The 24,569-nt window shown below is 74.7% G+C and carries 21 protein-coding genes and 1 riboswitch; of the genes, 13 read left to right on the top strand and 8 right to left on the bottom strand.

Annotated features, from left to right (window positions below):
- Positions 1–35 precede the first annotated feature (35 nt).
- The 3 genes from GA0070611_RS20365 to GA0070611_RS20355 all read left to right on the top strand — a co-directional run bounded on the left by GA0070611_RS20365 (position 36) and on the right by GA0070611_RS20355 (position 4,341).
- Positions 36–2,909: an alpha/beta fold hydrolase gene (locus GA0070611_RS20365; protein ID WP_091666702.1), complete on the top strand. Its 2,874-nt coding sequence runs from the start codon at positions 36–38 to the stop codon at positions 2,907–2,909.
- Positions 2,909–3,778 (top strand): ABC transporter permease, encoded by an 870-nt coding sequence (locus GA0070611_RS20360; RefSeq protein ID WP_091666700.1) that lies wholly within the window; start codon positions 2,909–2,911, stop codon positions 3,776–3,778. The genes GA0070611_RS20365 and GA0070611_RS20360 overlap by 1 nt, the downstream gene beginning before the upstream one ends.
- 116 nt (positions 3,779–3,894) lie before the next feature.
- Positions 3,895–4,341, top strand: a complete 447-nt coding sequence (locus GA0070611_RS20355) for a DoxX family protein (protein WP_091666698.1) — start codon at positions 3,895–3,897, stop codon at positions 4,339–4,341.
- A gap of 49 nt (positions 4,342–4,390) precedes the next feature.
- Here the strand turns inward: GA0070611_RS20355 and GA0070611_RS20350 are convergent, their stop codons facing one another.
- Complete coding sequence (locus GA0070611_RS20350) at positions 4,391–5,101, bottom strand: hypothetical protein (protein ID WP_091666695.1); 711 nt, start codon at positions 5,099–5,101, stop codon at positions 4,391–4,393.
- Positions 5,102–5,222: 121 nt separating this feature from the next.
- The gene (locus GA0070611_RS20345) at positions 5,223–5,522 is read right to left on the bottom strand and encodes an ArsR/SmtB family transcription factor (RefSeq protein WP_091666692.1); all 300 of its coding nucleotides are present in this window, start codon (positions 5,520–5,522) and stop codon (positions 5,223–5,225) included.
- A gap of 90 nt (positions 5,523–5,612) precedes the next feature.
- On the opposite strand from GA0070611_RS20345, the gene GA0070611_RS20340 reads away from it, so the two are divergent.
- The 4 genes from GA0070611_RS20340 (at position 5,613) to paaN (ending at position 11,286) form a co-directional block, all read left to right on the top strand.
- Complete coding sequence (locus GA0070611_RS20340; RefSeq protein WP_091666689.1) at positions 5,613–6,626, top strand: EamA family transporter; 1,014 nt, start codon at positions 5,613–5,615, stop codon at positions 6,624–6,626.
- 186 nt (positions 6,627–6,812) lie between these two features.
- Positions 6,813–6,946: riboswitch (SAM riboswitch) on the top strand.
- A 12-nt stretch (positions 6,947–6,958) separates the two neighbouring features.
- A complete protein-coding gene (gene thrC, locus GA0070611_RS20335; RefSeq protein WP_091666687.1) occupies positions 6,959–8,248 on the top strand; it encodes a threonine synthase in 1,290 nt (429 codons plus the stop codon).
- Between the two features lie 292 nt (positions 8,249–8,540).
- A complete protein-coding gene (locus GA0070611_RS20330; protein ID WP_091666685.1) occupies positions 8,541–9,560 on the top strand; it encodes a GNAT family N-acetyltransferase in 1,020 nt (339 codons plus the stop codon).
- Between the two features lie 52 nt (positions 9,561–9,612).
- Positions 9,613–11,286 (top strand): phenylacetic acid degradation protein PaaN, encoded by a 1,674-nt coding sequence (gene paaN, locus GA0070611_RS20325; RefSeq protein WP_197675753.1) that lies wholly within the window; start codon positions 9,613–9,615, stop codon positions 11,284–11,286.
- A 193-nt stretch (positions 11,287–11,479) separates the two neighbouring features.
- Here paaN and GA0070611_RS20320 read toward each other — a convergent pair whose 3' ends face one another.
- The gene (locus tag GA0070611_RS20320) at positions 11,480–12,010 is read right to left on the bottom strand and encodes a GNAT family N-acetyltransferase (protein ID WP_091666680.1); all 531 of its coding nucleotides are present in this window, start codon (positions 12,008–12,010) and stop codon (positions 11,480–11,482) included.
- Between the two features lie 217 nt (positions 12,011–12,227).
- On the opposite strand from GA0070611_RS20320, the gene GA0070611_RS20315 reads away from it, so the two are divergent.
- The 3 genes from GA0070611_RS20315 (at position 12,228) to groL (ending at position 15,632) form a co-directional block, all read left to right on the top strand.
- The gene (locus tag GA0070611_RS20315; RefSeq protein ID WP_091666677.1) at positions 12,228–12,428 is read left to right on the top strand and encodes a cold-shock protein; all 201 of its coding nucleotides are present in this window, start codon (positions 12,228–12,230) and stop codon (positions 12,426–12,428) included.
- 110 nt (positions 12,429–12,538) lie between these two features.
- Entirely contained in the window at positions 12,539–13,735 is a 1,197-nt protein-coding gene (locus GA0070611_RS20310) for a hypothetical protein (protein WP_091666674.1), read from the top strand.
- 274 nt (positions 13,736–14,009) lie between these two features.
- Positions 14,010–15,632, top strand: a complete 1,623-nt coding sequence (gene groL / locus GA0070611_RS20305) for a chaperonin GroEL (RefSeq protein ID WP_091666672.1) — start codon at positions 14,010–14,012, stop codon at positions 15,630–15,632.
- Between the two features lie 69 nt (positions 15,633–15,701).
- Here groL and GA0070611_RS20300 read toward each other — a convergent pair whose 3' ends face one another.
- From GA0070611_RS20300 to GA0070611_RS20290, 3 genes are all read right to left on the bottom strand, one after another.
- On the bottom strand, positions 15,702–15,944 hold the full coding sequence (locus GA0070611_RS20300) for a hypothetical protein (RefSeq protein ID WP_091666669.1): 243 nt from the start codon (positions 15,942–15,944) through the stop codon (positions 15,702–15,704).
- A 67-nt stretch (positions 15,945–16,011) separates the two neighbouring features.
- Positions 16,012–16,941, bottom strand: a complete 930-nt coding sequence (locus GA0070611_RS20295; protein ID WP_091666667.1) for a GNAT family N-acetyltransferase — start codon at positions 16,939–16,941, stop codon at positions 16,012–16,014.
- A 45-nt stretch (positions 16,942–16,986) separates the two neighbouring features.
- Entirely contained in the window at positions 16,987–19,578 is a 2,592-nt protein-coding gene (locus GA0070611_RS20290) for a S8 family serine peptidase (protein WP_407940378.1), read from the bottom strand.
- A 28-nt stretch (positions 19,579–19,606) separates the two neighbouring features.
- On the opposite strand from GA0070611_RS20290, the gene GA0070611_RS20285 reads away from it, so the two are divergent.
- Both GA0070611_RS20285 and GA0070611_RS20280 read left to right on the top strand, forming a co-directional pair.
- Positions 19,607–21,475: a glycerol-3-phosphate dehydrogenase/oxidase gene (locus GA0070611_RS20285; RefSeq protein WP_331715357.1), complete on the top strand. Its 1,869-nt coding sequence runs from the start codon at positions 19,607–19,609 to the stop codon at positions 21,473–21,475.
- A gap of 63 nt (positions 21,476–21,538) precedes the next feature.
- Complete coding sequence (locus GA0070611_RS20280) at positions 21,539–22,039, top strand: hypothetical protein (RefSeq protein ID WP_091666662.1); 501 nt, start codon at positions 21,539–21,541, stop codon at positions 22,037–22,039.
- Here GA0070611_RS20280 and GA0070611_RS20275 read toward each other — a convergent pair.
- Positions 22,036–23,436 (bottom strand): FAD-binding oxidoreductase, encoded by a 1,401-nt coding sequence (locus GA0070611_RS20275; RefSeq protein ID WP_091666659.1) that lies wholly within the window; start codon positions 23,434–23,436, stop codon positions 22,036–22,038. The two genes, GA0070611_RS20280 and GA0070611_RS20275, sit on opposite strands and share 4 nt — an antisense overlap.
- Before the next feature lie 35 nt (positions 23,437–23,471).
- On the opposite strand from GA0070611_RS20275, the gene GA0070611_RS20270 reads away from it, so the two are divergent.
- Complete coding sequence (locus tag GA0070611_RS20270) at positions 23,472–23,825, top strand: DUF4031 domain-containing protein (RefSeq protein WP_091666657.1); 354 nt, start codon at positions 23,472–23,474, stop codon at positions 23,823–23,825.
- A gap of 104 nt (positions 23,826–23,929) precedes the next feature.
- Here GA0070611_RS20270 and GA0070611_RS20265 read toward each other — a convergent pair whose 3' ends face one another.
- A complete protein-coding gene (locus tag GA0070611_RS20265; RefSeq protein ID WP_091666654.1) occupies positions 23,930–24,568 on the bottom strand; it encodes an HD domain-containing protein in 639 nt (212 codons plus the stop codon).
- Position 24,569 lies beyond the last annotated feature (1 nt).

Here is a 24,569-nt window from a genome sequence, read left to right as displayed (position 1 = left end):
GAGATGCTCAGCTTGCGGGCCGTACCGTGTGCCGCATGAGATCACCGCTGGACGCCGCGCGGATCCGGCGCGCCCTGGCCGGCCGCCGTCGCCGGACCGTCGCCGTGCTTGCGGTGCTCGCCCTGGTGGCCGCCGCGGCGGCCTGGGCGGCCCGGCCGCAGCGCCCCGACTTCCGGACCGAGTCGGCCGTGGTGACCGTCCGCTCCGGCCCGTCCGGCATCGAGCCGGTCGACCTGGACACCACGCTCTACCTGCCGGGCGACGCGTCGGCCCGCAACCGGGTGCCGGCGGTGCTGCTGGCGCACGGCTTCGGCGGCACCAAGGAGTCGGTCCGGGCCGACGCCGAGGACCTGGTCGCCCAGGGGTACGCGGTGCTCACCTGGACCGCCCGCGGCTTCGGCCGCAGCGGCGGCGAGATCCACCTGGACAACCCGGACTACGAGGTACGCGACGCGCAGCGCCTGCTCGACCGGCTGGCCGCCCGCCCGGACATCCGGCTGGACTCGGCCGGCGACCCCCGGGTCGGCGTGGTGGGCGGCTCCTACGGCGGCGGCCTGGCGCTGCTGCTGGCCGCCCAGGACCGTCGGGTCGACGCGATCGTCCCCATGATCACCTGGAACGACCTGTCCCGCGCGTTCCTGCCGGAGAGCACCGGCGGTGAGCCCACCGAGGGCGTGTTCAAGAAGGGCTGGGCCGGCATCTTCTTCGGCGGCGGGGGGAGCGCCGGCTCCGGCCCCGCCGGCATCTCCGGCAGCACCGCCGGCCAGCCGGAGGGGGCACCCGCCTCGGCCGGCGCGCCCAGCCCCCGGCCGGGCGGCGGGCCCGGCGCGGGTTCCGGGCGGGCCCCGGGTGGCGCGGCCGACCCGTCCTGCGGCCGGTTCGCCGCCGACGTCTGCGCGGCGTACCTGCGGATCGCCACCACGGGCCGGGCCGACGCGGCGGCGGTGGAGCTGCTCCGGCGCTCCTCCCCGGCCGGCGTGCTCGACCGGATCAAGGCTCCCGCCCTGCTGGTGCAGGGCGAGGCGGACACCCTCTTCCCGCTGGCCGAGGCGGACGCGAACGCGCGCGGCATCGCCGCCGCCGGCACCCCGGTCCGGGTGGCCTGGTTCACCGGCGGCCACGACGGCGGCGCCGGCCCCACCTCGGACTCCGACCGGGTCAAGTTCCTCACCGCCCAGTGGCTCGACCACTACGTCAAGGGCGAGGGCGCGGCACCCGGCACCGGCTTCACCTTCTCCCGGATCGCCGGCTTCGACGCGCTGGACCGGGGGCTGGTGGCCACCGGCTACCGGGTCACCGACTACCCCGGGCTGAACGGGGTGGGCCGGCGCGAGATCGCGCTCGCCGGTCCGGGCGGCCCGGTCGCCAACCCGCCGAACGGCAACCCGGCTGCGATCTCCTCGGTGCCGTTCGCCGGCGCGCTCGGCTCGCTGCTGGACGGCGTCGCCGGGGACATCCCCGGCCAGCACGTCCGCTTCGAGTCCGCGCCGCTGGCCGAGGCCGTCGACGTGGTCGGCGCGCCGACGGTCCGGATCCGGGCGGCCTCGCCGACCGGCGAGGCGGTGCTCTTCGTCAAGCTCTACGACGTCGACCCGCAGGGGGCCGCCACCCTGCCCGACGGCCTGGTCGCGCCGGTCCGGCTGACCGGGCTCGCGTCGACCGTCGCGGAGTCCCGGCCGGTCACCGTCCGGCTGCCGGGGATCGTCCGCCGGGTCGAGGCCGGGCACCGGCTGCGGGTCGTCGTGGCCACCTCCGACCAGGCGTACGCGAGCCCGCCCGAGCCCGCCGTCTACCAGGTGGCGCTCGGCGGCGGCCCGCTCACCCTGCCCACCGTCGACGACGCCGAGCCGATCCCCACCTCGGCCACGCTCTGGCGCTGGGTGCTGGTCGGGCTGCTCGCCGCCGTCGCGGTCGGGCTCGTCGTGGTCGTCCTGGTGGCCCGCCGCCGGCACCGCCGCCAGGACAGCTCGATCCACCCGGAGTACGCGGGCGTGCCGCTCGCCGTGCGCGCGCTGCGCAAGGAGTACGCGGACGGCTTCGTCGCGGTCTCGGAGGTGGACTTCGAGGTGCACCCCGGCCAGGTGGTCGGCCTGCTCGGGCCGAACGGCGCGGGCAAGACCACCACGCTGCGGGTGCTGATGGGGCTGACCCAGCCCACCGCCGGCGAGATCTACGTCTTCGGGCACCGGCTGGTGCCCGGCTCGCCGGTGCTGTCCCGGATCGGCGCGCTGGTCGAGGGGCCGGGCTTCCTGCCGCACCTGTCCGGGCTGGACAACCTCAAGGCGTACTGGCGGGCCACCGGGCGGCCCTGGGCGGACGCGCACTTCGACGAGGCGCTGGAGATCGCCGGGCTGGGCTCCTCGGTGCACCGCCGGACGAAGAACTACAGCCACGGGATGCGGCAGCGCCTCGCCATCGCCCAGGCCATGCTCGGCCTGCCCGAGCTGCTGGTGCTCGACGAGCCGACGGACGGCCTGGACCCGCCGCAGATCGCCGAGATGCGCCGGGTGCTCCAGCGGTACGCCACCGATGGCCGGGCGGTGCTGGTCTCCAGCCACCTGCTCGCCGAGGTGGAGCAGACCTGCACCCACGCGGTGGTGGTGAACAAGGGGCGGATCGTGGCCGCCGGCCCGGTGGAGGAGATCGTCGGCGAGTCGCCCAGCGTGCTGTTCGACGTGAGCGACCCGGACGCCGCGCGGGCGGTGCTGGACCGGCTCGGTGGCGTACGGGTGCTGCCCGACGGCGACGGTGGGCTGGTGGTGGACACCAACGGCACGCCGCGCAGCGAGGTGGTGGCGGAGCTGGTCCGGGCCGGCGTCGGGGTGGACCGGGTGGTGCCCCGGCGCCGCCTGGAGGACGCGTTCCTCGCCCTGGTGGGCGAGAACTCTCGGGGAAGTGGTGACCGGTGATGGTGGAGTCGACCCCGGTGGGCGCGGCGGCGGGCTACCGCCCGGCGGCGACGCTGCCCTTCCTGGCGGAGTTCCGTCGGCAGGCGTCGCGACGGCGTACCCAGCTCGCGCTGGGGTTCATGGTGCTGCTGCCGCTGATCGTGCTGATCGCGTTCCAGTTCAACTCGGGGGACGAGGACCGCAGCGGCCGGGGCGAGTTCGCCAGCCTGGCCGACCTGGCGACCGCGGGTGGGCTGAACTTCACCCTGTTCACGATCCTGGTCTCGTCGTCCTTCCTGCTGGTCGTGGTGGTCGCGCTCTTCTGCGGGGACACGGTGGCCAGCGAGGCGAGCTGGGGCAGCCTGCGCTATCTGCTGGCGATCCCGGTGCCCCGGGCCCGGCTGCTCACCGTGAAGCTGGTGGTGGCGCTCGCCTACTCGGCGCTGGCCATGGTGCTGCTGGCCGGCACCGCCCTGCTCGCCGGCACGCTGCGCTACGGCTGGTCCCCGCTGCGCAGCCAGGTCGCCGCCGAGCTGGCCCCGGCCGAGGGGCTGGTCCGGCTGCTCGCGGTGCTCGGTTACCTGGCGGTGGTGATGCTGGTGGTGGCCGGCCTGGCCTTCCTGCTCTCGGTGACCACGGACGCGGCGCTCGGTGCGGTCGGCGGCGCGGTGCTGCTCTGGATCCTGTCCAGCATCCTGGACCAGATCACCGCGCTGGGCGGGCTGCGGGCGCTGCTGCCGACCCACTACAGCAGCGCCTGGCTGGGGCTGCTGTCGACGCCCCCGCAGACCGACGACGTGGTGCGGGGCGCCATCTCGGCGGTCGCCTACGCCACCCTGTTCTGGGGGCTGGCGTTCTGGCGGTTCACCCGCAAGGACGTCACGAGCTGAGCCCGTACGGAGCCGGTTGCGGGGCGGGACCTTCCCAGTAACAAGGAATTCATACACTTACACGAATTGATGAGTCATGCTGAATCTCCATTCACGTACGTCTATGGAGGTTCGACGTGAACACCGAACGTCTGCACGGTCCCACGCTGTCCCTGTTCCGCATGGTCGTCGGCCTGTTCTTCGTGCTGCACGGCCTGTCGTCGGTCTTCGGCGTGTTCGGCGGCAACCGGGGCAGCGGCCACGCGGTGCCGGTCGGGGAGTGGCCAGGGTGGTGGGCGGCGCTGATCCAGCTGGTCTGCGGCGTCCTGGTGCTCGTCGGCCTGTTCACCCGCCCGGCCGCGCTGCTCGCCTCCGGCTCGATGGCCTACGCCTACTTCGTGGTGCACCAGCCGCACGGGCTGCTGCCGATGAAGAACGGCGGCGAGCTGGCCGCCCTGTTCTGCTGGGCGTTCCTGCTCGTCGCGGTGCTCGGCCCGGGCAGCTGGGCGCTCGACGCGCTGCTGCGGCGCGGTCGGGCGGTCGCCGACGGTCCGGTGGTGGAGCGCTCCTCCGTACCGGCCTGACCGGTCCGGCGTGGGCGGCCCGCTGCGGTGGGCCGCCCACGCCGCGTCGTCAGGGGGTGTACGGCACGTCGGTGTGCTTCACCTCGGTCACCGTGGTGCCGGAGAGCTGGTAGACGCTGGTCCGCTCGATGTCCAGCTCGGCCATGCTCTTCCCGTCCGACCGGGTCAGCCAGACCACGGTGGCCCGCTGCCCGGAGACGCTGATCGCGGTCACCGGGTTCCGGTCGCCCAGGTCGACCAGGCTGCGGTAGGCCGGCTTGCCGGCCGAGTTGTGCCAGAACGCCACGCTCCAGAACTGCCCGACCCCACCGGTCCGCAGCAGCACCGCACGGGCCGCGTCGGCCGACCCGTCGCCGTCGAGGTCGCCGATGCCGCACGGCTTCTGGAGCTCGACGGTGGCCCCGTCCTCGCCGTTCCAGATGCCGTCCAGCAGCGGGAGGTAGTCCGGGTAGCCGTTGAACGGCACCTTGGCGCTGCCCAGCTGCGCGCCGCCGAGCTGCGTGCAGGTCAGCGCCGGGGCCTTGGGCGGGGCCGGCTTCGGGGCGACGACCGGTTTCGTCGTCGGGGCGGCGCTCGGCGTGCCGTCCGGGGCGTCCTCGGACGGGTCCGCGGCGGGCGTCGTGGCGGCCGGCGCGGTGGGCGTCTCGGCGGACGAGGTGACCGTGCTGGTGGCCGAGGAGACCGGCGCGGTGTCGCCACCGCACGCGGTCAGGAGACCGAGCAGGGCGAGGGTCGCGAGGCTCGGCAGGGTCCGGCGCATGGGCGGGAGGTGTCCTCTCTCGGGGCGGGTGCCCGCACCGTACGACTCCCGCGCCACCTCCGATCATCGGTCGCTCGGCCGTCGGGGGACGTCGTCCGTCGCCGCCACTTCGACCGGTCGCTCAGCGGGGCGCGGCGAGCACGGCGGCGAGCAGGCCGGGGTAGAGCCGGTCCAGTTCCTCCCGGCGCAGCCGCACGTACCGGCTGGTGCCGGCGACGCGGGTCCGGGTCAGGCCCGCCTCGCGCAGCACCTTCAGGTGGTGGCTGCGGGTGGCCTTGGTGATGCCGAGTTCGAAGGTGCCGCAGGCGTGCTCACCGCCCTCGGAGAGGGTCCGCACGATCTGCAGCCGTGCGTCGTCGGCCAGGGCCGCCAGCACGGCGGTGACCGGCACCTCACGCAGTTCGGGTTCGTGCAGCTCCATGTGACCAGGGTAACCGATGTTCGACATTCGTCGAACAACCTCCTAGGGTCGGGGTCGTTAGTTCGACGATACTCGAACATTGGAGCTGTCATGCGCTCACGGCACGCCGCCTTCCCGCTCTTCGCCGTCCTCAGCTGGGGAGTGATGTTTCCGGTCCTGGCCAGCGCGCTCACCCGGGTCGACGCGCTCAACCTGACCACCGCCCGCTACCTGTTCGCGACCACCGTGCTGCTCGCGCTGCTGCTGGCCCGGGAGGGGTGGGCCGCCCTGCGGACCGAGGGCCGGGGGGCCGAGGTGCTGCTGCTCGGCGTACTCGGCTTCGCCGGGTTCAACGTGCTCACCAACCTCGCCCTCGGGCACGCCGCGCCGCAGCAGATCGCCCTCTTCGTCGCCACCACCCCGCTGGTCACCCAGCTCGTCCGCTGGGCCCGGGACGGCGTACGGCCCCGACCGGCGCTGCTCGGGCTGTCGCTGGTCGCCCTCGTCGGCGTGGGTCTGGTGATCACCCGCGGTCGGCTCGACGGGCTGGGACAGTTCGGCGTCGGCGGGCTGCTGATGGCCGGCGCGGTGCTCGGCTGGGCCGTCTACACCCACGGCGCGAGCCGCTTCACCGCCTGGTCGCCCCTGCGCTACACCACCACGACCGCCCTCTACGGCACGCTCGCCATGCTCGCCACCAGCGCGGTCGTCGATCTCGCCGGGCTCCAGCACCTGCCGGCCGCCGCCGACCTCGGCGCGGTCGCCCCGCAGCTCGCGTACGCCGTGCTGGTCGCCGCGGTGCTCGCCGTCCTCGCCTGGAACACCGGCGTGCGCCGGCTCGGCCCGGCCGACGCGGCGCTCTTCATGAACCTGGTCCCGGTGACCACGTTCGTGGTGCAGACCCTGCGCGGTTACCGGCCCGGCGCGGTGGAGCTGGCCGGGGCCGCGCTGACCATCGCCGCCCTGGTCGCCGCGAACCTGACCACCCGCACCCGCAAGCCCATCCCCACCCCCACCCGGCACCCCGCCCCCACCCCCACCCGGCACCCGGCCCCCACCCGGCACCCGGCCGCCGTCACCGACTACCCCGCCGTGGTCGACCCCGTCGCCCTCACCACCCGCTGACCCGCCCCTCCCCGCTCCCTCGACAGCGCGCAGATTCACGGAAAGAGTGGCTATCGGAGCCTCCGAGCCCACTCTTTCCGTGAAAGAGGGCGGAATCGAGGGTGGGGGCGGGCGGGTGGCTCACTGCGTGGGAAGCGCAGGTGGCGGTTCCGGGGAAGCCGCATAGACTCGGGGGCACAACTGCATACCTCATCCAGAGGGGCTGAGGGATACGGCCCGATGACGCCCCGGCAACCACCCGCGCGCTCGACGACGAGCGACCCGCGGGCAGGTGCCAATTCCGTCCCCGCCGCACGAGGCGATGCGGGGAAAGATGAGAGGAACTCCTCGGCATGACGTCGACGCTTCCCGCCCCGTCCGGGATCGACACCACCCGCAGCCCGGCCCGCGCCCTGGTCTGCCGCGCCTGTTCCGCGCGCTACCCGCTGGCCGCCCAGCACGCCTGTTACGAGTGTTTCGGCCCGCTGGAGGTCGACTACGACCCGGCCGCCCTCGCCGCCGTCACCCGGGAGCGGATCGAGGCCGGCCCGAACAGCATCTGGCGGTACGCCGACCTGCTCCCCGCCGGCCAGGATCCGGCCGACCGGGTGACCCTCGACCCGGGGCTCACCCCGCTGGTCGCCGCCCCGCACCTCGGTGCCGAGCTGGGCTTCACCGCGCCGCTCTGGGTCAAGGACGACAGCGCCAACCCGACCCACTCGTTCAAGGACCGGGTGGTCTCGGTGGCGCTCACCGCCGCCCGGGCGCTCGGCTTCACCCGGTACGCCTGCGCCTCCACCGGGAACCTGGCCAACTCGGTGGCCGCGCACGCCGCCCGGGCCGGCGTGCCCTCGGTGGTCTTCATCCCCGGCGACCTGGAGCAGGGCAAGGTGGTGACCACCGCCGTCTACGGCGGCGACCTGGTCGCCATCGACGGCTCGTACGACGACGTGAACCGGCTCTGCGGCGAGCTGGTGGAGACCGACGAGTTCGAGGACACCGCCTTCGTCAACGTCAACGTCCGGCCCTACTACGCGGAGGGTTCCAAGACCCTCGGGTACGAGGTGGCCGAGCAGCTCGGCTGGCGGATCCCGGCCCAGGTGGTGATCCCGATGGCCAGCGGCGAGCTGCTCACGAAGATCGACAAGGCGTTCTCCGAGCTGGTCGAGATCGGCCTGGTCGACGCGCCGGCCGGCGGCTGGACGGTGTTCGGCGCCCAGTCGGCCGGCTGCAACCCGATCGCCACCGCGCTGCACGCCGACACCGACACGATCACCCCGGTGAAGCCGACCGGCATCGCCAAGTCGCTGAACATCGGCGACCCGGCCGCCGGCCTGTACGCGCTGGAGGCGGTCCGCCGCACCGGCGGCTGGATGGAGTACGCCGACGACGACGAGATCCGCGCCGCCATTCGGCTGCTCGCCCGGACCACCGGGGTCTTCGCCGAGACCGCCGGCGGGGTGACCGTCGCCGTGCTGCGCAAGCTCGTCGAGTCCGGTCGCCTGGACCCGGCGAAGGAGACCGTGGTGTTCAACACCGGCGAGGGCCTCAAGACCCTCGACGCGGTGGCCTCCCAGGTCGGCCCCACCCACCACATCAGGCCGAGCCTCCGCGCCGCCCGCGACGCCGGCCTCCTCGGCTGACCCGCCGGCTCGGCCGACCGGGGGAGGGGCGCATCGCCCGGGCGGGGGATCGGGGAGATCCGGTGGGTAACTGGCGATTTGCTGTGAGTGCCGAAAATCCGCCGACAAGGACTTGACGGCAGGAACCGGACGGCGCAAGATGCTCGGTGCGGGAGGGCTTTCGCCGAAGACTTTCTAAGTTCTTGCGACCCAACGCCGGAGGCGTTGTGCGAACGTCCCTCCCGACCAACGTCCGAAGGGGCCGGCGGAAAACCGCTGGCCCCTTCGCTGTGCGTGCCCCAGGCTCACCGCCATGGGCATCTCCGTCTCCCTCCTCGACCCGGCCGACCAGGGTGCGGTCGACGAGGCGTACCGGATCGGCGCGGCCGTCGAGGCGACCGACCTGCCGGACCAGCCGCCGTACTGCCGGCGCCGCTTCGAAGGGCTGATCCGCCACCCGATGGCCGGCGTCACCACCCACTGGTCGCTGGCCCGGCTCGACGGGGTGCCCGCCGGTTGGCTCCGGCTCGACCTGCCGCAGCTCGACAACACCGGGAACGCCCACGCCGAGCTGCGGGTGCACCCCGCGTACCGGCGGCGGGGCGTGGGCCGGGCGCTCGCCGGGCACGGCCGCCGGCTGCTGCGCGAGGCGGGCCGCAAGCGGGCCGCCTGGTCCGCCGTCGACGCGCTGCCCGGTGGCCCGGAACGGGACCCGGCCGGGGCGGCCTTCTCCGCCGCCCTGGGCGCGCGCCCGGTGCTCACCGCGGTCCGCCGCCGGCTGGCGGTCGACCGGCTCGACCACGCCGGGCTGGACGCGCTGCTCGGCACCGCCCGCACCGTCGCCGCCGGCTACCGCACCGTGCGCTGGCGGGACGCGACCCCGGAGGAGTACGTCGCCGACGTCGCCCACCTGGAGGGCCGGATGATGACCGACATCCCCCTCGGCGAGCTGGAGTGGGAGCAGGAGCGGGTGGACGCGGAGCGGATCCGGGGGGTGGACCGGGCGCTCGACGCGCGGGGTGCCCGCCGCTACCACGCCGGGGCGGTGCACGAGGCGTCCGGCCGGCTGGTCGCCTGGACGATGCTCAGCTTCACCGCCAGCAGCGACTGGCAGGCCTGGCAGCAGCAGACCATCGTCGATCCGGACCACCGCGGCCACCGGCTCGGCCTGCTCACCAAGATCGAGAATCTGCGGTACGTCCGGGCGGCCGAGCCGGCGCTGCGCGCCGTCGACACCTACAACGCGGCGGAGAACTCGCACATGATCGCGATCAACGAGCAGCTCGGCTTCCGGCCGGTGGACGGCTCGACCGAGTGGCAGGCGACGATCTGACTTGTGACACGCCCCTACTGATCTGGTGGCTTCCTGTTGCATGATGGCGGGCATGACGGAGACCCCGCACCCCCTGTACGACAGGCACGCCGACACCCTCCACCGCGCGCTGACCGCGATCACGGAGCGCGGGTACTGGTCCGCCTATCCCGAGTCGCCCAGCCCCCGGGTCTACGGCGAGACCGCCGCCGCCGACGGCAAGGCCGCCTTCGAGGCGTACCTGAACGGCGACTTCCCGCTGGACCAGGCCGGCGACGGGCAGACCGTGGCCACCGAGGTCAGCCCGTTCGGCGTCGCGCTGGACGTGCGCTACCCGCACGCCGGGGCCGACCAGCTGGTCGCCGCCGCGACCGCCGCCCTGCCCGCCTGGCGGGACGCCGGGCCGAAGGCCCGGGTCGGTGTCTGCCTGGAGATCCTCGACCGGCTGCACAGGAACATCTTCGAGCTGGCCAACGCGGTGCAGTTCACCAGCGGCCAGGCGTTCGTGATGGCCTTCCAGGCCGGCGGCGCGCACGCGCTGGACCGGGCGCTGGAGGCGGTCGCCTACGCGTACGCCGAGATGACCCGGCACCCGGGCACCGCCGGCTGGGAGAAGGCCGCCGGCAAGGGCGACCCGCTGCGGATGAGCAAGACCTTCCACGTGGTGCCCCGGGGCGTGGCCCTGGTCATCGGCTGCAACACCTTCCCGACCTGGAACTCGTACCCCGGGCTCTTCGCCTCGCTGGTCACCGGCAACCCGGTGGTGGTCAAGCCGCACCCGCGCGCCGTCCTGCCGCTGGCGATCACCGTGAGGTACGCCCGTCAGGTGCTCGCCGAGGCCGGCTTCGACCCGAACCTGGTGCAGCTCGCCCCCGAGGCGGCGGACGAGAAGCTCGCCTCCACCCTGGCCCTGCACCCGGCCGTGAAGATCGTCGACTTCACCGGCTCCACCGAGTACGGCGACTGGCTGGAGACGAACGCCCGGCAGGCCGCCGTCTACACCGAGAAGGCCGGCCTGAACACGGTGGTGATCGACTCCACCGACGACTTCACCGGCCTCTGCCGCAACCTGGGCTTCACGCTCACCCTCTACAGCGGCCAGATGTGCACCACCTCGCAGAACCTGCTCATCCCCCGCGACGGCATCGCCACCGACCAGGGGCACAAGAGCTTCGACGAGGTGGCCGCCGGGATCGCCGCGGCGGTCGGCAAGCTCACCGCCGACCCGGCCCGGGGCGTCGAGCTGACCGGCGCGATCGTCAACGACGGCGTGCTGGAGCGGCTCGACGAGGTCACCAAGGTCGGCGAGCCGGTGCTGGAGTCGCGGACCGTCGAGCACCCGGCCTTCCCCGGCGCGGTGGTGCGTACGCCGGCCATCGTCAAGCTGGACGCCGGTGACACGGCGACCTACTCGCGGGAGTGGTTCGGGCCGATCTCGTTCGCCATCGCCACCGACTCGACCGAGCACAGCCTGCGCATCCTGCGCGAGACGGTGGGGGAGAAGGGCGCGCTGACCGCCGCCGTCTACTCGACCGACGAGGCCGTGCTCGACGCGGCCGAGGCGGCGGCGATCGACGCCGGGGTGCACCTGTCCTGCAACCTCACCGGCGGGGTCTTCGTGAACCAGTCGGCGGCCTTCTCGGACTTCCACGGGTCGGGGGCGAACGCCGCGGCGAACTCGGCGCTGACCGACGGGGCGTACGTGGCGAACCGGTTCCGGATCGTGCAGTCACGTCGGCACGTCTGATTCTGCTGTCGGGGTTTCCGGGGCGGGTCTGTCCGTGGGGGTTTCCGGGGCAGACCGCCTCGCTCCGGGCGGTCGGGCTCGATCCCTCCGCGAGGCGGCCTGCCCCGGAAACCCGTTCGGGTCGGCGTTGTCCCGTCCCCCGGGGGCTCGTGGGCCCTGGGCGTGGCCGCCTCTTGTCGGGTCCCTGTCGGGGTCAGGCCTGGCGGCGCATCTGGAGTTCGTGGAGGGTGGGGATCCTCGGGTGGGGGACCCGGACGCCGGTGTCGACGAAACCGAGCTTCCGGTACGCCCGGTAGGCGCGCTCGTTGCCGACCACCACCTCCAGCATCAGCTCGGGCCGGCCGCACGCCCGGGACCAGGCGGCCACCTGGTCGACCAGGGCGCCGAGCAGGCCGCTGCCCCGCCTGGCGGGCGTGACGTAGACGGCGTAGATCACGGTCAGGCCGGGCTCCCCGGGGACGGCCTGACCGCCGGCGTGCCCGACCAGCCGGCCGCCCGGGTCGGCGACGAACTGGGCGGTCCGCGTGCCGGCGGAGACTGCGGCGATCCGGGCCGCGTAGTCGGCGTGCGGTCGGGCGGCGGCCTCGGCGACGGTCTCCAGGAACGCCAGCGGGGAGTCGGCGAGCATCTCCAACCGGAGTGCGCGCATCCGGGCGGCATCCTCGGGCCGGACCCGCCGGACGGTCGCGGTGCCGGCCGCTGTCGTGGTGAGCGCGCTGGTCATGCCGCATGCATACCGGAGCGCCGGAGCGCCGGGTCACGCCGGGCCGGATGTCGGTCGGAATATGCCCGATTTGTGGTCGTGCCTTGTCGTCACGCCTCGTGTAGCGTGCGATTTCGGTCACTGATTCAGCATCACCGATTGCTGGGCCGGTGGTCCGCCGGTGCCGGTCCGCCGGTCGCCGGGGTTGTGGTACGCCGCGCAGAGTGAGGATTGCACCGTGGCACAGGGCACCGTGAAGTGGTTCAACGCCGAAAAGGGCTACGGCTTCATCGCCGTCGACGGCGGCCAGGACGTCTTCGTCCACTTCTCCGCGATCGAGATGGACGGCTACAAGGCGCTGGACGACGGCCAGCGGGTCGAGTTCGAGATCGCGCAGGGCCAGAAGGGGCCGCAGGCCGAGCACGTCCGCGTCGTCTGACCCTCGGCGTCGCTCGCCGGCGGTCGCGCCGCCGTGATCCGGGGCTGCGCGGCGGGCGCGCAGCAGGGAAGATCATGAGCCGTTCCAGCCATTGCCGCTGAGGAGGGTTCATGTCCGACCAGCCCCCGTCGGGTCCCACCGAGCCGGTGCCGCCGGCGTCGTCCGGTGCCCCGCAGCCCGACCAGGCCGCGCCCGGTCAGCCGGGGTTCGCCGCGCCGGGGCAGCCCGGCTTCGCCGCGCCCGGTCAGCCCGACCCCGCCGCGTCGGGACAGCCCGGCTTCCCCGCGCCGGGACAGCCCGGGTACCCCGGTGGCCAGCCGGCGGGCGCGTACCCCGCCGATCCCGCCGGGCAGCCGCACGGCTGGTCCTGGCCGGCACCGGCAGGTGGCTCCCCGGCGGACCCGCACGGCTGGTCCTGGCCCCACCCGGCCTACCCCGGCCAGCCCGCCGGGATGCCGCCGGGCCTCGACCCGGACGACCCGCTCGTCCCGCCGCCGTACGCCGGCTTCGCCGGCTGGTCCGCCCGCTGCTCCGGGGTGCTGCGGCGCGGCTGGCGGCAGTTGCTGCCGATCGTGCTGCTCGGCCAGGGGCTGCCCGCGGCGGTGATCGCGGTGCTCACCCTCTGGCTGACCCCGACGGGTCAGCCGGTCACCTCGCCGACCGGCGCCACCACCCTGCCGGACGGTTACCTCCGGGACTTTTCCCTGCTCTACGGCGCGGTGCTGCTCGCCGTGCTGCTGTTCGGGCCGCTCCAGTCCGCCGGCTGGGCCGCCGGCACCTGGGTGGTCACCCGCCAGGCGGCCGGCGAGCCGGCCGGCGTCGGGGCCGCCTTCCGGTACGGGTGGCGTCGGGCGATCGGGCTCTGGGGCTGGAGCCTCGTCGCGTCACTGTTGATGATGGTCGGCTTCTGCGCCTGCTTCCTGCCGGGCATCTACGTGATGTTCGCGGTCGCCCTCTTCGGCCCGGTGTACCTGTTCGAGCGGCAGGACCCGATCGGTCGCTCGTTCGGCATCTTCCACAAGCGGTTCGGGCCGGTGCTGGGCAGGGTGTCGCTGGTGGTCGCGGCGCTGTTGCTGACGGGTGGGTTGAACGCGCTGCTCGACCTGCTCGGGCAGGCCGCGTTCGGGCTGGACCCGATGGCCGCGCCGGGCACCGCGGTGGGCGCCGTGCTGCTGGCCCTGGTGGGCGTCGTGCTGGCGGTCCCGGGTTACCTGGTGCAGCTGATCGCACTGCTGGTCACCTACACCGAGCAGCGCGCCCACGAAGGCCCGGTGAACACCGCCCGGCTGGCCGCGGAACTCGGCTGAGCGGGGGCATCGTGCTTGCACTCGGCTAGGGAGAGTGCTAAACAAGTCATTGGCACTCGCATGCGGTGAGTGCCAATGGTCGGGGCGGTAGGGCCACGGCCGCACCGGCGTCTCGATGGCGCCGGCGCGGTACGGGCCGGTCGTCGCGGGCTGTCCGGCCCGACCGAGGAGGACGTCGTCGTCGCCAGGTGGCGACGTCCCCAAGGTGCGTACACCAGGCGGCCCGTCCGGGGATCCCCGGATGGCCCGTGAGTGTCCAGGAGGACAACGCCGTATGGCCAAGATGATCGCGTTCGACGAAGAGGCGCGCCGCGGCCTCGAGCGGGGCATGAACCAGCTCGCCGACGCCGTGAAGGTGACCCTCGGCCCCAAGGGCCGCAACGTCGTGCTCGAGAAGAAGTGGGGTGCCCCCACCATCACCAACGATGGTGTGAGCATCGCCAAGGAGATCGAGCTCGAGGACCCGTACGAGAAGATCGGCGCCGAGCTGGTCAAGGAGGTCGCCAAGAAGACCGACGACGTGGCCGGTGACGGCACGACGACGGCGACCGTCCTGGCCCAGGCCCTGGTCCGTGAGGGCCTGCGCAACGTGGCCGCCGGCGCCAACCCGATGGCCCTGAAGCGGGGCATCGAGGCCGCCGTGGCCAGCGTCTCGGAGGAGCTGCTCAAGCTCGCCAAGGACGTGGAGACCAAGGAGCAGATCGCCTCCACCGCCTCCATCTCGGCCGGTGACAACACCGTCGGCGAGATCATCGCCGAGGCGATGGACAAGGTCGGCAAGGAAGGCGTCATCACCGTCGAGGAGAGCAACACCTTCGGCCTGGAGCTCGAGCTCACCGAGGGTATGCGCTTCGACAAGGGCTACATCTCCGCCTACTTCATGACCGACCCGGAGCGCATGGAGGCCGTCTTCGACGACCCCTACCTCCTGATCGTCAACAGCAAGATCTCCTCGGTGAAGGACCTGCTCCCGATCCTGGAGAAGGTCATGCAGTCGGGCAAGCCGCTGCTGATCATCGCCGAGGACATCGAGGGCGAGGCCCTGGCGACCCTGGTCGTCAACAAGGTCCGGGGCACCTTCAAGTCGGTCGCCGTCAAGGCGCCGGGCTTCGGTGACCGCCGCAAGGCCATGCTCGCCGACATCGCCATCCTCACCGGTGGTCAGGTCATCAGCGAGGAGGTCGGCCTCAAGCTGGACGCCGTCGGCCTCGACATGCTGGGCCGCGCCCGCAAGGTCGTGGTGACCAAGGACGAGACCACCATCGTCGACGGTTCCGGTGACGCCGAGCAGATCCAGGGCCGGGTCAACCAGATCCGGGCCGAGATCGAGAAGAGCGACTCCGACTACGACCGCGAGAAGCTGCAGGAGCGGCTGGCCAAGCTGGCCGGCGGTGTCGCGGTGATCAAGGTCGGCGCGGCCACCGAGGTCGAGCTCAAGGAGCGCAAGCACCGCATCGAGGACGCCGTCCGCAACGCGAAGGCCGCCGTCGAGGAGGGCATCGTCCCGGGTGGTGGCGTCGCGCTGGTGCAGGCCGGCAAGACCGCCTTCGACAAGCTGGACCTCGCCGGTGACGAGGCGACCGGCGCGCAGATCGTCAAGATCGCGCTGGACGCCCCGCTGCGGCAGATCGCCGTCAACGCCGGCCTCGAGGGTGGCGTCGTCGTCGAGCGGGTGCGCAACCTGGACGCCGGGCACGGCCTCAACGCCGCCTCCGGTGAGTACGTCGACCTGCTGGCCGCGGGCATCATCGACCCGGCCAAGGTGACCCGGTCGGCGCTGCAGAACGCCTCGTCGATCGCGGCGCTCTTCCTCACCACCGAGGCCGTCGTGGCGGACAAGCCGGAGAAGACCCCGGCCGCTCCGGCCGGCCCGGGTGGCGGGGACATGGACTTCTGAGTCCAGCTCCACCCAGCTACGCCGCGAAGGGGGCGGGCCGCGTCAGCGGTCCGCCCCCTTCCGTCGTGTTCAGCGGGGCAGCCGGCGCTGGTTGCGTCGCTTGTCCACCCGGTCGTACGGCGGCGGGATCCGGACCGGTTCGGCCACCGGTCGCGGCGGTTCCTCGGCGACCGGCTCGACGGTGTCGGCCCGCTCGCCGGTCGGCTCCGCGGCACCACCGTCGAGCCGGTCGAACGACAGCTGACCGGGAAGCTCGCCGACCGGCGGCCGGTTCGCCGCCGCGTCGTCGGTCCGTTCGTCCTCGCTGCTCATGGCCGCCTCCTCCGCACCACCCGACGCTAGGGGACGGCGATCACCGGGGAGGCCGAATGACGTTTCGTTACTTATGTCCGTTCAGGTCCCGGCGGTACAGGAAGAACACCCGCTCGATCCGCGCGCCCGCCGCCCCGGCGTAGAACGGCACCGGTCCCACCCAGCCGATCTGTGCCCGGTCGACACCCGCCGCCGCCTGGTCGGCGAGGCAGCGGCGCAGCAGCACCCCGCCGATCCCCGTGCCCTCGGCCGCCGGAGCCGTCCCCATCGGGCCGAACCAGCTCGGCCGGGACGAGCCGTACGCGGCGAAACCGAGCACCTCCCCGTCCCGCTCGGCCAGGTGCGCGCCCGCCCCCGGCCGGCCCACCGACCCGGCCAGCTCGCCGTCCCAGGACCCGCCGAAGGTGTCCCGGGCGAAGGCGGTCAGCGCCGGCAGGTCCGCCGGTCCGGCCCGGCGTACCGTGACGCCCCGCTCGGCCAGGCGGTGCTCGGCGGGCTCCGTCGGGCGCAGCGCCGGGGACCCGGTGGTCAGCTCCGCGGTCATGTTCCAGGCGGTCCGGTCCTGCCGGAAACCGAGGCGCAGCGCCGCGCAGACCGCCGGGGTGTAGCGCACGTCGATGCCGGGCCAGGCGTAGTACGGCGGGTTCCCGGCCAGCAGCAGCTCGGTCGCGCCGAGGCCGGCGAGCCGCCGTTCCGCCTCGGCCAGCAGGGCCCGCCCGACCCCCTGCCGCCGCCGCGCCGGAGTCACCGCCAGCAGGTCGACGTGACCCAGCCGGCCGTCCCGCGCCGAGAGCGAGGCGACCAGCACCCCGATCAGCTCGCCGTCGCGTACCGCGCCGAGCCGCAGCACCGGCCGGTCGACCGCCGCGCGGACGGCCAGGGTGTCCACCACGGCCGCTGCCTCGGCGGCGTCCTCCGGCAGGTCGAGGGAGCGGCGGCAGAGCTCGACGACCGCCGGCAGGCGGCCCTGGTCCCACTCGATGATCTCGGCGTCCATGCCCGCCGACCCTAGGCCATCGGCAGTGTTGTCAACAGTGCCTGCTCAGCGGGCGGCCCGCGCCGCCTCGACGGCCGCGTACGCGTCGACCAGGCCGGCGCCCACCAGGTCACGCTCGCCACCGCAGCGCCGGGCGTCCGGCGGCACGCCGGCCGGGGTGGCGGTGTCCTGCAGGATCCGCCGGGTCCGGGCCAGGTCGCCGACCAGTGCCGGGTTCGCCGACCACATCAACGCCACCACCCCGGCCACCTGCGGGGTCGCCATCGAGGTGCCGTCCAGCGCGGCGTAGCCGCCCCCGGGGAACGCCGACAGCACGTCCGCCCCCGGCGCGACGAGGTCCGGCTTGGCCGCGTCCCCGGCGGCCGGGCCCCGGCTGGAGAAGCGGGTGAGCTGCCGCGCCCGGTCCACCGCACCGACCGTCAGCACGTCCGGGTACGGGGCCGGCGGGTCGGTCACCGAGGCGCAGTACGGACCGGTGTTGCCGGCGGCCACCACCACCAGGATGCCGGCCGCCGCCAGCGCGGCGGTCGCCGGCCGGAGCGCCCCGGGATCGCAGCCCTCGATCGGCGGGCAGCCCCACGAGTTGGTCAGCACGTCCGGCGCCCGCTGCGGCCGGCCGTCGGTGAACGGGTCCCCACCGGCCGGGAAGGGGGCCAGCATGAACTGGAGGCAGTCCAGGTAGCGGGCCGGGCTGCCCAGGTTGCGGGCCAGGTTCACGCAGCCCACCCAGCTCGCCCCGGGGGCCACGCCGATGCCGTCCCGGCCGACCGCGCTGCCCACCGTGTGGGTGCCGTGCCCGTTCCGGTCGCCCGGCGTGCGGCTGCGCCCCCACGGGTCGTACCAGGAGTCGTCGCCGCCCCGGAAGCCCGCGGCCAGCGCCGGGTGGCGGCCGTCCACCCCCGAGTCGGAGCTGCCCACCACCACGCCGGCACCGGTCACGCCCAGCTCCGACCAGACCCGGTCGGCGCCGATCAGCGAGACGTTCCAGACCGGCCCGGTCGGGGCCGGCCGGTCGCCCCGGGCCGGTGGGGCCGCCGCCGGCAGCGGTCGCGGCCGCTGGCTGACCAGCACCCGGGCCACCTCGGGTCGCCCGGACAGCCAGGCCCGCACCTCCGGGCCACCGTCCGTCTCGATGGCGTTGACCAGGTAGTACGGCGTGGGGTGCAGGCGCAGCCGGGTCAGCTCCCGGCGCAGGTCGCCCTGGGTCCGGTCGGCGGTCGCCACCAGTCGCCGGTACACCTCGGCCGCCCAGGCGTCCCGTCCCGCCCGGCCGGGCTTACCCGCCGGGATCCCGGCCAGGTCGGCCTGCGCGCGCAGCACCACCAGCAGCCGCTCGCCGTAGCTGCCCGGCTGGCCGGGGACCACGTACACCACGGCCACCGCGGCGAGCAGGACGGCCGCGACCGTCCCGGCCAGCCGCCGGCGCGGCGCGCCCGCGCCGGGGCGGGCCAGCAGGACGCCGTACCCGACGGCCAGCAGGACCGCGACGGCGAGCGCGACGCCGGTGCCGACCGCGACCCAGAACGGCACGTCGCGGGCGGTCGCCAGGACGACCGTGATCTCCTCCGGGTCGGCGAAGGCCAGCGGCCCGAACAGGGCGAGGCCGACCAGCCAGCGGGCGGTGCCCCGGGCGTCGCCGCCGCCGCGCCGGGCGGCGGCCTCCAGCGCGCCCAGCACGAACCCGAGCGGCGGCAGCAGGAACAGGCCCGGCAGTTGCGCCCCGGACTGGCCGGCCCCGGCGGCGAGCAGCACCAGGGCCACCCCGGCGACCAAGCCGCCGACCAGCACCAGCCGGGCCGGCCGGGGTGGCCGGCCGACCGTGAACCGGGCCCAGAACCCGCCGTCGAGCAGCGCCCCGGCCAGCGCGCCCAGCGCGGCGGCGGCCAGCGCCGCCAGCAGCGTCTCCAGCCAGCCGCCCAGCGCGCCCACCCAGGCCCAGGGCAGCAGCATCGCCAGCCCGGCGGCCACCGCCAGCAGTCGCACCGGTCGGCCGTCCGCCGGTGCCGGCCCGCGCCCGGCGGGCGTGCTGCCGGCGGGCCCGGGCTCCCGGTCGACCGGCGCGGGGCCGGTGGCGTCGGGCTGCCGGTCGGCCGGCGCGGGGCCGGTGGCGTCGGGCTGCGGGTCGGCCGGTGGGGTGGCTCCGGGCCGGCGGCCGGCCGGGACCGGGCCGGGCGGCTCCGGCTCGCGGTCGGTCGGGCCGGTGCGCCGGCGGGGACGGCGGGAGTAGGCCAGCGCGAGCAGGGCGGCGGTGGCGGCCAGCGCGGCCAGGTACGCCTCCTGGTGCACCGGGGGCACCGTGCGGAGCAGGACCAGCAGCCCCGACGCCAGCGTGGCGGCCAGCCAGACCCGGCCGGTCGCGCGGACCGCCGGCGCGCGGGGCAGCAGGGCCAGCGCCAGCGCGGGCGCGCCCACCAGCAGCACGGTGACCAGCGCGACCACCGGCCAGACCAGCAGCGACCGGTCCAGGCCGGCGGCCAGCACCCCCTGGTCGACCACCCAGCCGACCAGTTGACCGGCTGTGGTGACCAGCACCGCCCAGCACCCGGTGAGGACGGCCGCGACCACCGGCCACGGCCCGCCCTGCCCGGGGTGGGCCATCGGCGCCGGGGGAGGGGCTGTGGGGGGACCGACCGTCATGACCATCACGGTACGGCCCGGCGGGCAGATGTCGCCGGAGCGCCGGGACGGTTACGGTGGAGCCGTGCGCGACCCCAACGTGTCCCGATCCACGGCCGGTCAGCTCTCCGTCGAGCGCCGTGCCGACGACCTGCGCCGGCTCCGCGAGGAGCAGTTCGACGTGCTGGTCATCGGCGGCGGCGTGACCGGGGCGGGAGCCGCGCTGGACGCCGCGTCCCGCGGCCTGAAGGTGGCCCTGGTGGAGGCGCGGGACCACGCCGCCGGCACCTCCAGCCGGTCCAGCAAACTCATCCACGGCGGCCTGCGTTACCTGGAGCAGTTGGAGTTCCACCTGGTCCACGAGGCGCTGACCGAGCGCGGCCTGCTCGCCACCCGGCTCGCCCCGCACCTGGTCCGGCCGGTGCCGTTCCTGGTCCCGCTCCCCGCCGCCGGGCGGCTGCGGGACCTGCCCGGGCGGATCTTCCGCCGCTCCTACTACGGCGCCGGGGTGGCCGCGTACGACGTGTTCGCCGGGATCTTCGGCGGCGGGCGGGGCATGCCGCTGCACCGGCACCTGACCCGCGAGGGGGCCCGCCGGACCTTCCCCAGCCTGCGCGCCGACCGGCTGGCCGGGGCGATCCGCTACTACGACGGGCAGGTCGACGACGCCCGGCTGGTGGTCACCCTGGCCCGCACCGCGGCCAGCCTCGGCGCGACCGTGGTGACCAGCGCCCGGGCCGTCGGGCTGATCCGGCAGGCCCGCGAGGTGACCGGGGTCCGGGTCCGCGACCTGGAGGCGCCCGCCGACGCGCCGGACGCCGAGTTCGAGGTACGCGCCCGCACCGTCATCGCCGCGACCGGCGTGTGGAGCGACGACATGTCCCGGATGCTCAACGACGTCGGGCTGCGTCCCGGCTTCCGCGTCCGGGCGTCCAAGGGCGTGCACCTGGTGGTGCCCCGTTCGGCGATCACCGGCGAGACCGGCCTGATCCTGCGTACGGCGACCAGCGTGCTCTTCGTCATCCCGTGGGGCGGCCACTGGATCATCGGCACCACCGACACCGACTGGCGGCTGGACCGGTCCCACCCGTCGGCCACCGCGAAGGACATCGACTACCTGCTGGAGCAGGTCAACACGGTGCTGGACCGGCCGCTGACCACCGCCGACATCGAGGGCGTCTACGCCGGGCTGCGCCCGCTGCTGGCCGGCGAGGCCGACTCCACCTCCAAGCTCTCCCGCGAGCACGCGGTGGTCGAGCCGATGCTCGGCCTGCTGCTGGTGGCCGGCGGCAAGTACACGACGTACCGGGTGATGGCGTCGGACGTGGTCGACCGGGCGGTGCACCGGCTCGGCTGGACCCGCCCGTCGCGGACCGCCGACCTGCCGCTGCTGGGTGCCGACGGGTACCCGGCCATGTGGCGGGACCGGGCCGACCTGGCCCGCCGGCACGGCGTACCGGTCGGGGTGGTGGAGCACCTGCTGGAGCGGTACGGCTCGCTCACCCGCGACCTGCTCGCCCTGGTCGACGCCGATCCGCTGCTCGGCTCCCCGCTGGCCGGGGCGCCGGAGTACCTGGCCGCCGAGGTCACGTACGCGGCCCGCGCCGAGGGGGCGCTGCACCTGGAGGACGTGTTGACCCGGCGTACCCGGATCTCCTTCGAGACCAGCCATCGCGGCCTGGAGTCGGCCGAGCACGCCGCGGAGTTGATGGGCGCGGTGCTCGGCTGGGACGAGGCGACCCGGGCGCGTGAGGTCACTCACTACCGGGCCCGGGTCGAGGCCGAACGGCTCTCCCAGGCGATGGCGGACGACGTGGCCGCCGACGCCGCTCGCCTGGGTGCCCCCGACGTCCGCGGCTTCGCGGCCGACCGGGGTGTCGACGGAGACAGCGTCGAGCTTCCCTCGTCCCCCCGCTGAGGGGCGCACGAGCGCCCGGTCGGCGGCTACCGCACGCTACCTACGGAAGTGTAGGTTCCGTGCGTGGTTCGCCCCTCGTCGTCGCGTCTGCTCCCGTTCTCCGCCGGTCTGGTGCTGGCGATCGCCCTGACCGGCTGCTCGGTGTTCCGCGCCGAGGGCGGCACCACACCGGCCCCCTCCACCTCGACAGGGCCGGCCGGCAAGCCGGTGTCGCTGGTGCAGAAGGTGGGTGCCGACGGCCCGGCACGCACGCTGGAGGTGGACCCGGCCGGTCGCTGGCAGTGCAAGGACTGCGCCGGTGACGGGGTCGACTCGACCGGTCAGCTCAACCCCGAGCAGACCCAACGGTTGCAGCGGATGCTGGCCGACCCCGCGCTGGCGAAGGAGACCGACGAGGCGCGCCAGTACAAGCAGGGCTGCATCGACGCGCTGACCTCCAGCCTGCTGATCCCGCCCGGGCTGACCATCACCACGCAGGACTGTCCGGGCGAGCCGAAGCCGGCCGTCGCCTACCAGGTCCTGCTGCTGCTGACCCAGGCCACGCCGGCCGAGGACAAGTCCTAGAACAGCTTGCCGGGGTTGAACAGTCCGGCCGGGTCGAGCGCGGCCCGGATCGCCCGGTGCACCCCGATCCCGACCGGGCCGATCTCCCGGGCCAGCCAGTCCCGCTTGAGCAGGCCGACGCCGTGCTCGCCGGTGCAGGTGCCGCCCAGGTCCAGCCCGAGCCGCATGATCTCGTCGAAGGCCCGCCGGCCGCGTGCCACGCTGGCCGGGTCGGCCCGGTCGACCACGATGTTCGGGTGCATGTTGCCGTCGCCGGCGTGCCCCACCACCCCGATCGGCACGTCGCACTCCGCGGCGATCCGGGCCACCCCGTCCAGCAGCGCCGCCAGCGCCCCGCGCGGCACCGCCACGTCGTCGATGACCAGGCCACCGTTGCCGTCGGGGAAGGTGTCGGCGGCGAAGCGTTCCATCGCCGGGTGGGCGAGCCGCCGGGCCTGGAGCAGGGCGGCGGCCTCCGCCGCGTCGGTGGCCGCGTAGACCTCGTCGGCGCCGGCCGCCGTGCACACCTCGGCGAGGCGGGCCAGGTCGTCCGCCGCCCGGGAGCCGGTGTCCACGGCCGCCAGCAGCAGCGCCTGCGCGTCGGTGCGCAACCCCATCGGCCGGTACGCCTCGATGGCCCGCAGGTGCGTCCGGTCCAGCAGTTCCAGCAGGCTCGGGGTGAGTCCGCGCTCGGCGATCCCGGCGACCGCGCTGCCGGCCGTCGCCGTGGTGGGGAAGACCGCGACCAGGGTCAGCGACTCCTCCGGGGCCGGCCGCAGCGCGACGGTCACCTCGGTGATCACGCCGAGGGTGCCCTCGGAGCCGACGAAGAGCCGGGTCAGGTCGTATCCGGCGACGCCCTTGGCGGTCCGCCGGCCGGTCCGCAGCACCTCGCCGGAGGCGAGCACGACCTCCAGGCCGAGCACGTACTCGCTGGTCACGCCGTACTTGACGCAGCACATCCCGCCCGCGTTGGTGGCCACGTTCCCGCCGAGCGTGGAGGACTCCCAGGAGCCCGGGTCCGGCGGGTACCAGAGTCCCTTCGCGCGGACCGCGCCGGCCAGCGCCGCGTTGACCACGCCGGGCTGGGCCACCGCGATCCGGCTCACCGGGTCGATCTCCAGGATCCGGTCCATCGCCACCGTGCTCAACAGCACCGCGCCGTCGACCGCGTTCGCCGCGCCGGCCAACCCGGTCCGCGCCCCCTGCGGGACCACCGGTACGCCGTGCCGGCCGGCCGCCCGGACCACCGCCACCACGTCCGCGGTGCTGCGCGGGCGCACCACCGCCAGCGGGGTGCCCGCGTCGCAGAGGTCGGCCTCGTCCCGCTGGTGGGTGCGGAGCAGGTCCGGGTCGGTCAGCACGGCGGCGGCGCCGAGGGCGGCGCGCAGTTCGTCGACGAGGGGGTTGGCGGCCATGCCGGGAAGGCTAGCCGGGCGTACCGTTGCTGCCCATGCTCTACCTGGACCGGCCCTCGGTGCCCTGGCGCGGCCGCCTCTGGTCGCACCTGATCAGCGACGTGTCGTACGCGGAGCTGCACGCCTTCGCCGAGCTGCTGGGCGCGCCCCGGCGGGCCTTCGACCGGGACCACTACGACCTGCCCGCCGAGCGGTTCCGGGTGGCCGTCTGGCTGGGCGCCGAACCCGTGCCGAGCCGCGAGCTGGTCCGCCTGCTCCGGGACGCCGGTCTGCGCCGTCCCAAACACCTCCACGTCCCCCGCCGGTCCCACCCCGCACCCTTCTCCTCCGGCACCCTCCCGCCACCTGTGCCGACGCCCGCCCGCCCCCACCCCCACGCCGTCCGCTGATCGCCCCTTCCGCTCCCCGCCGCCCCACCTGGGGCAGTAAGTGCAAGATCGTCGAGCCTCGTGGGGCGGGGTCTCGCGGGGCGGGGTGGGGTGGGTGGGGGTGGTCAGGGGGTGCGGGTGGTGAGTTCGCGGGTGAGGTTGGCGCGGGCGCGGGATTCCCACCGGGCGTGCGGGGCCGGGAGGCGGTAGAGGGTGGGCAGGGCGAGCAGGGCCCGCAGGACCCGGGCCCGGGCGGGACGGAAGGTCTCCTCGGGGACGTGGGCGTACTCCCGCCGGACGGCGGCGGCGTAGCCGTCGTAGGCGTCCGGGTCGGCGCCCAGGATCGCCAGGTCGGCGTCGCAGAGCAGGGCGCCGTCCGGGTCGTCGGGGCCGACCGCGTGACCGGCCGTGAGCAGCACCAGTCGGCGTACCTCGGCCACCGCCGGCGCGGGCAGCCCGGCGTCGGCGAGCAGCTCGCCGGCCAGCTCGGCGCTGGCCCGCTCGTTGGCGTCACCACCCGCCCGGGGGTCGTAGACCGCGTCGTGGGCCCAGGCCGCCAGGCGGACCAGCTCCGGGCGGCCGGCCGCGCCGGCGTACGCGTCGACGACGTCCAGCACCGCGCGCAGGTGCGGCACCCCGTGGTAGTGCCGGTGCGGCTCCCGCCAGCCGGCCAGCAACCGGTCCCCGGCCCGCAGTACCGCCGCCGGGTCGGTGGCGCCCGCCGCCCCGGCCGCCGCCCGCCACCGCTCGATCAGCTCCTCCACC

It is taken from the genome of Micromonospora auratinigra, assembly GCF_900089595.1.
Taxonomy (GTDB): Bacteria; Actinomycetota; Actinomycetes; order Mycobacteriales; family Micromonosporaceae; genus Micromonospora; species Micromonospora auratinigra.
The sequence above is the reverse complement of the archived record's forward strand: the minus strand, read 5'-3'. Positions and strand labels throughout refer to the sequence as shown.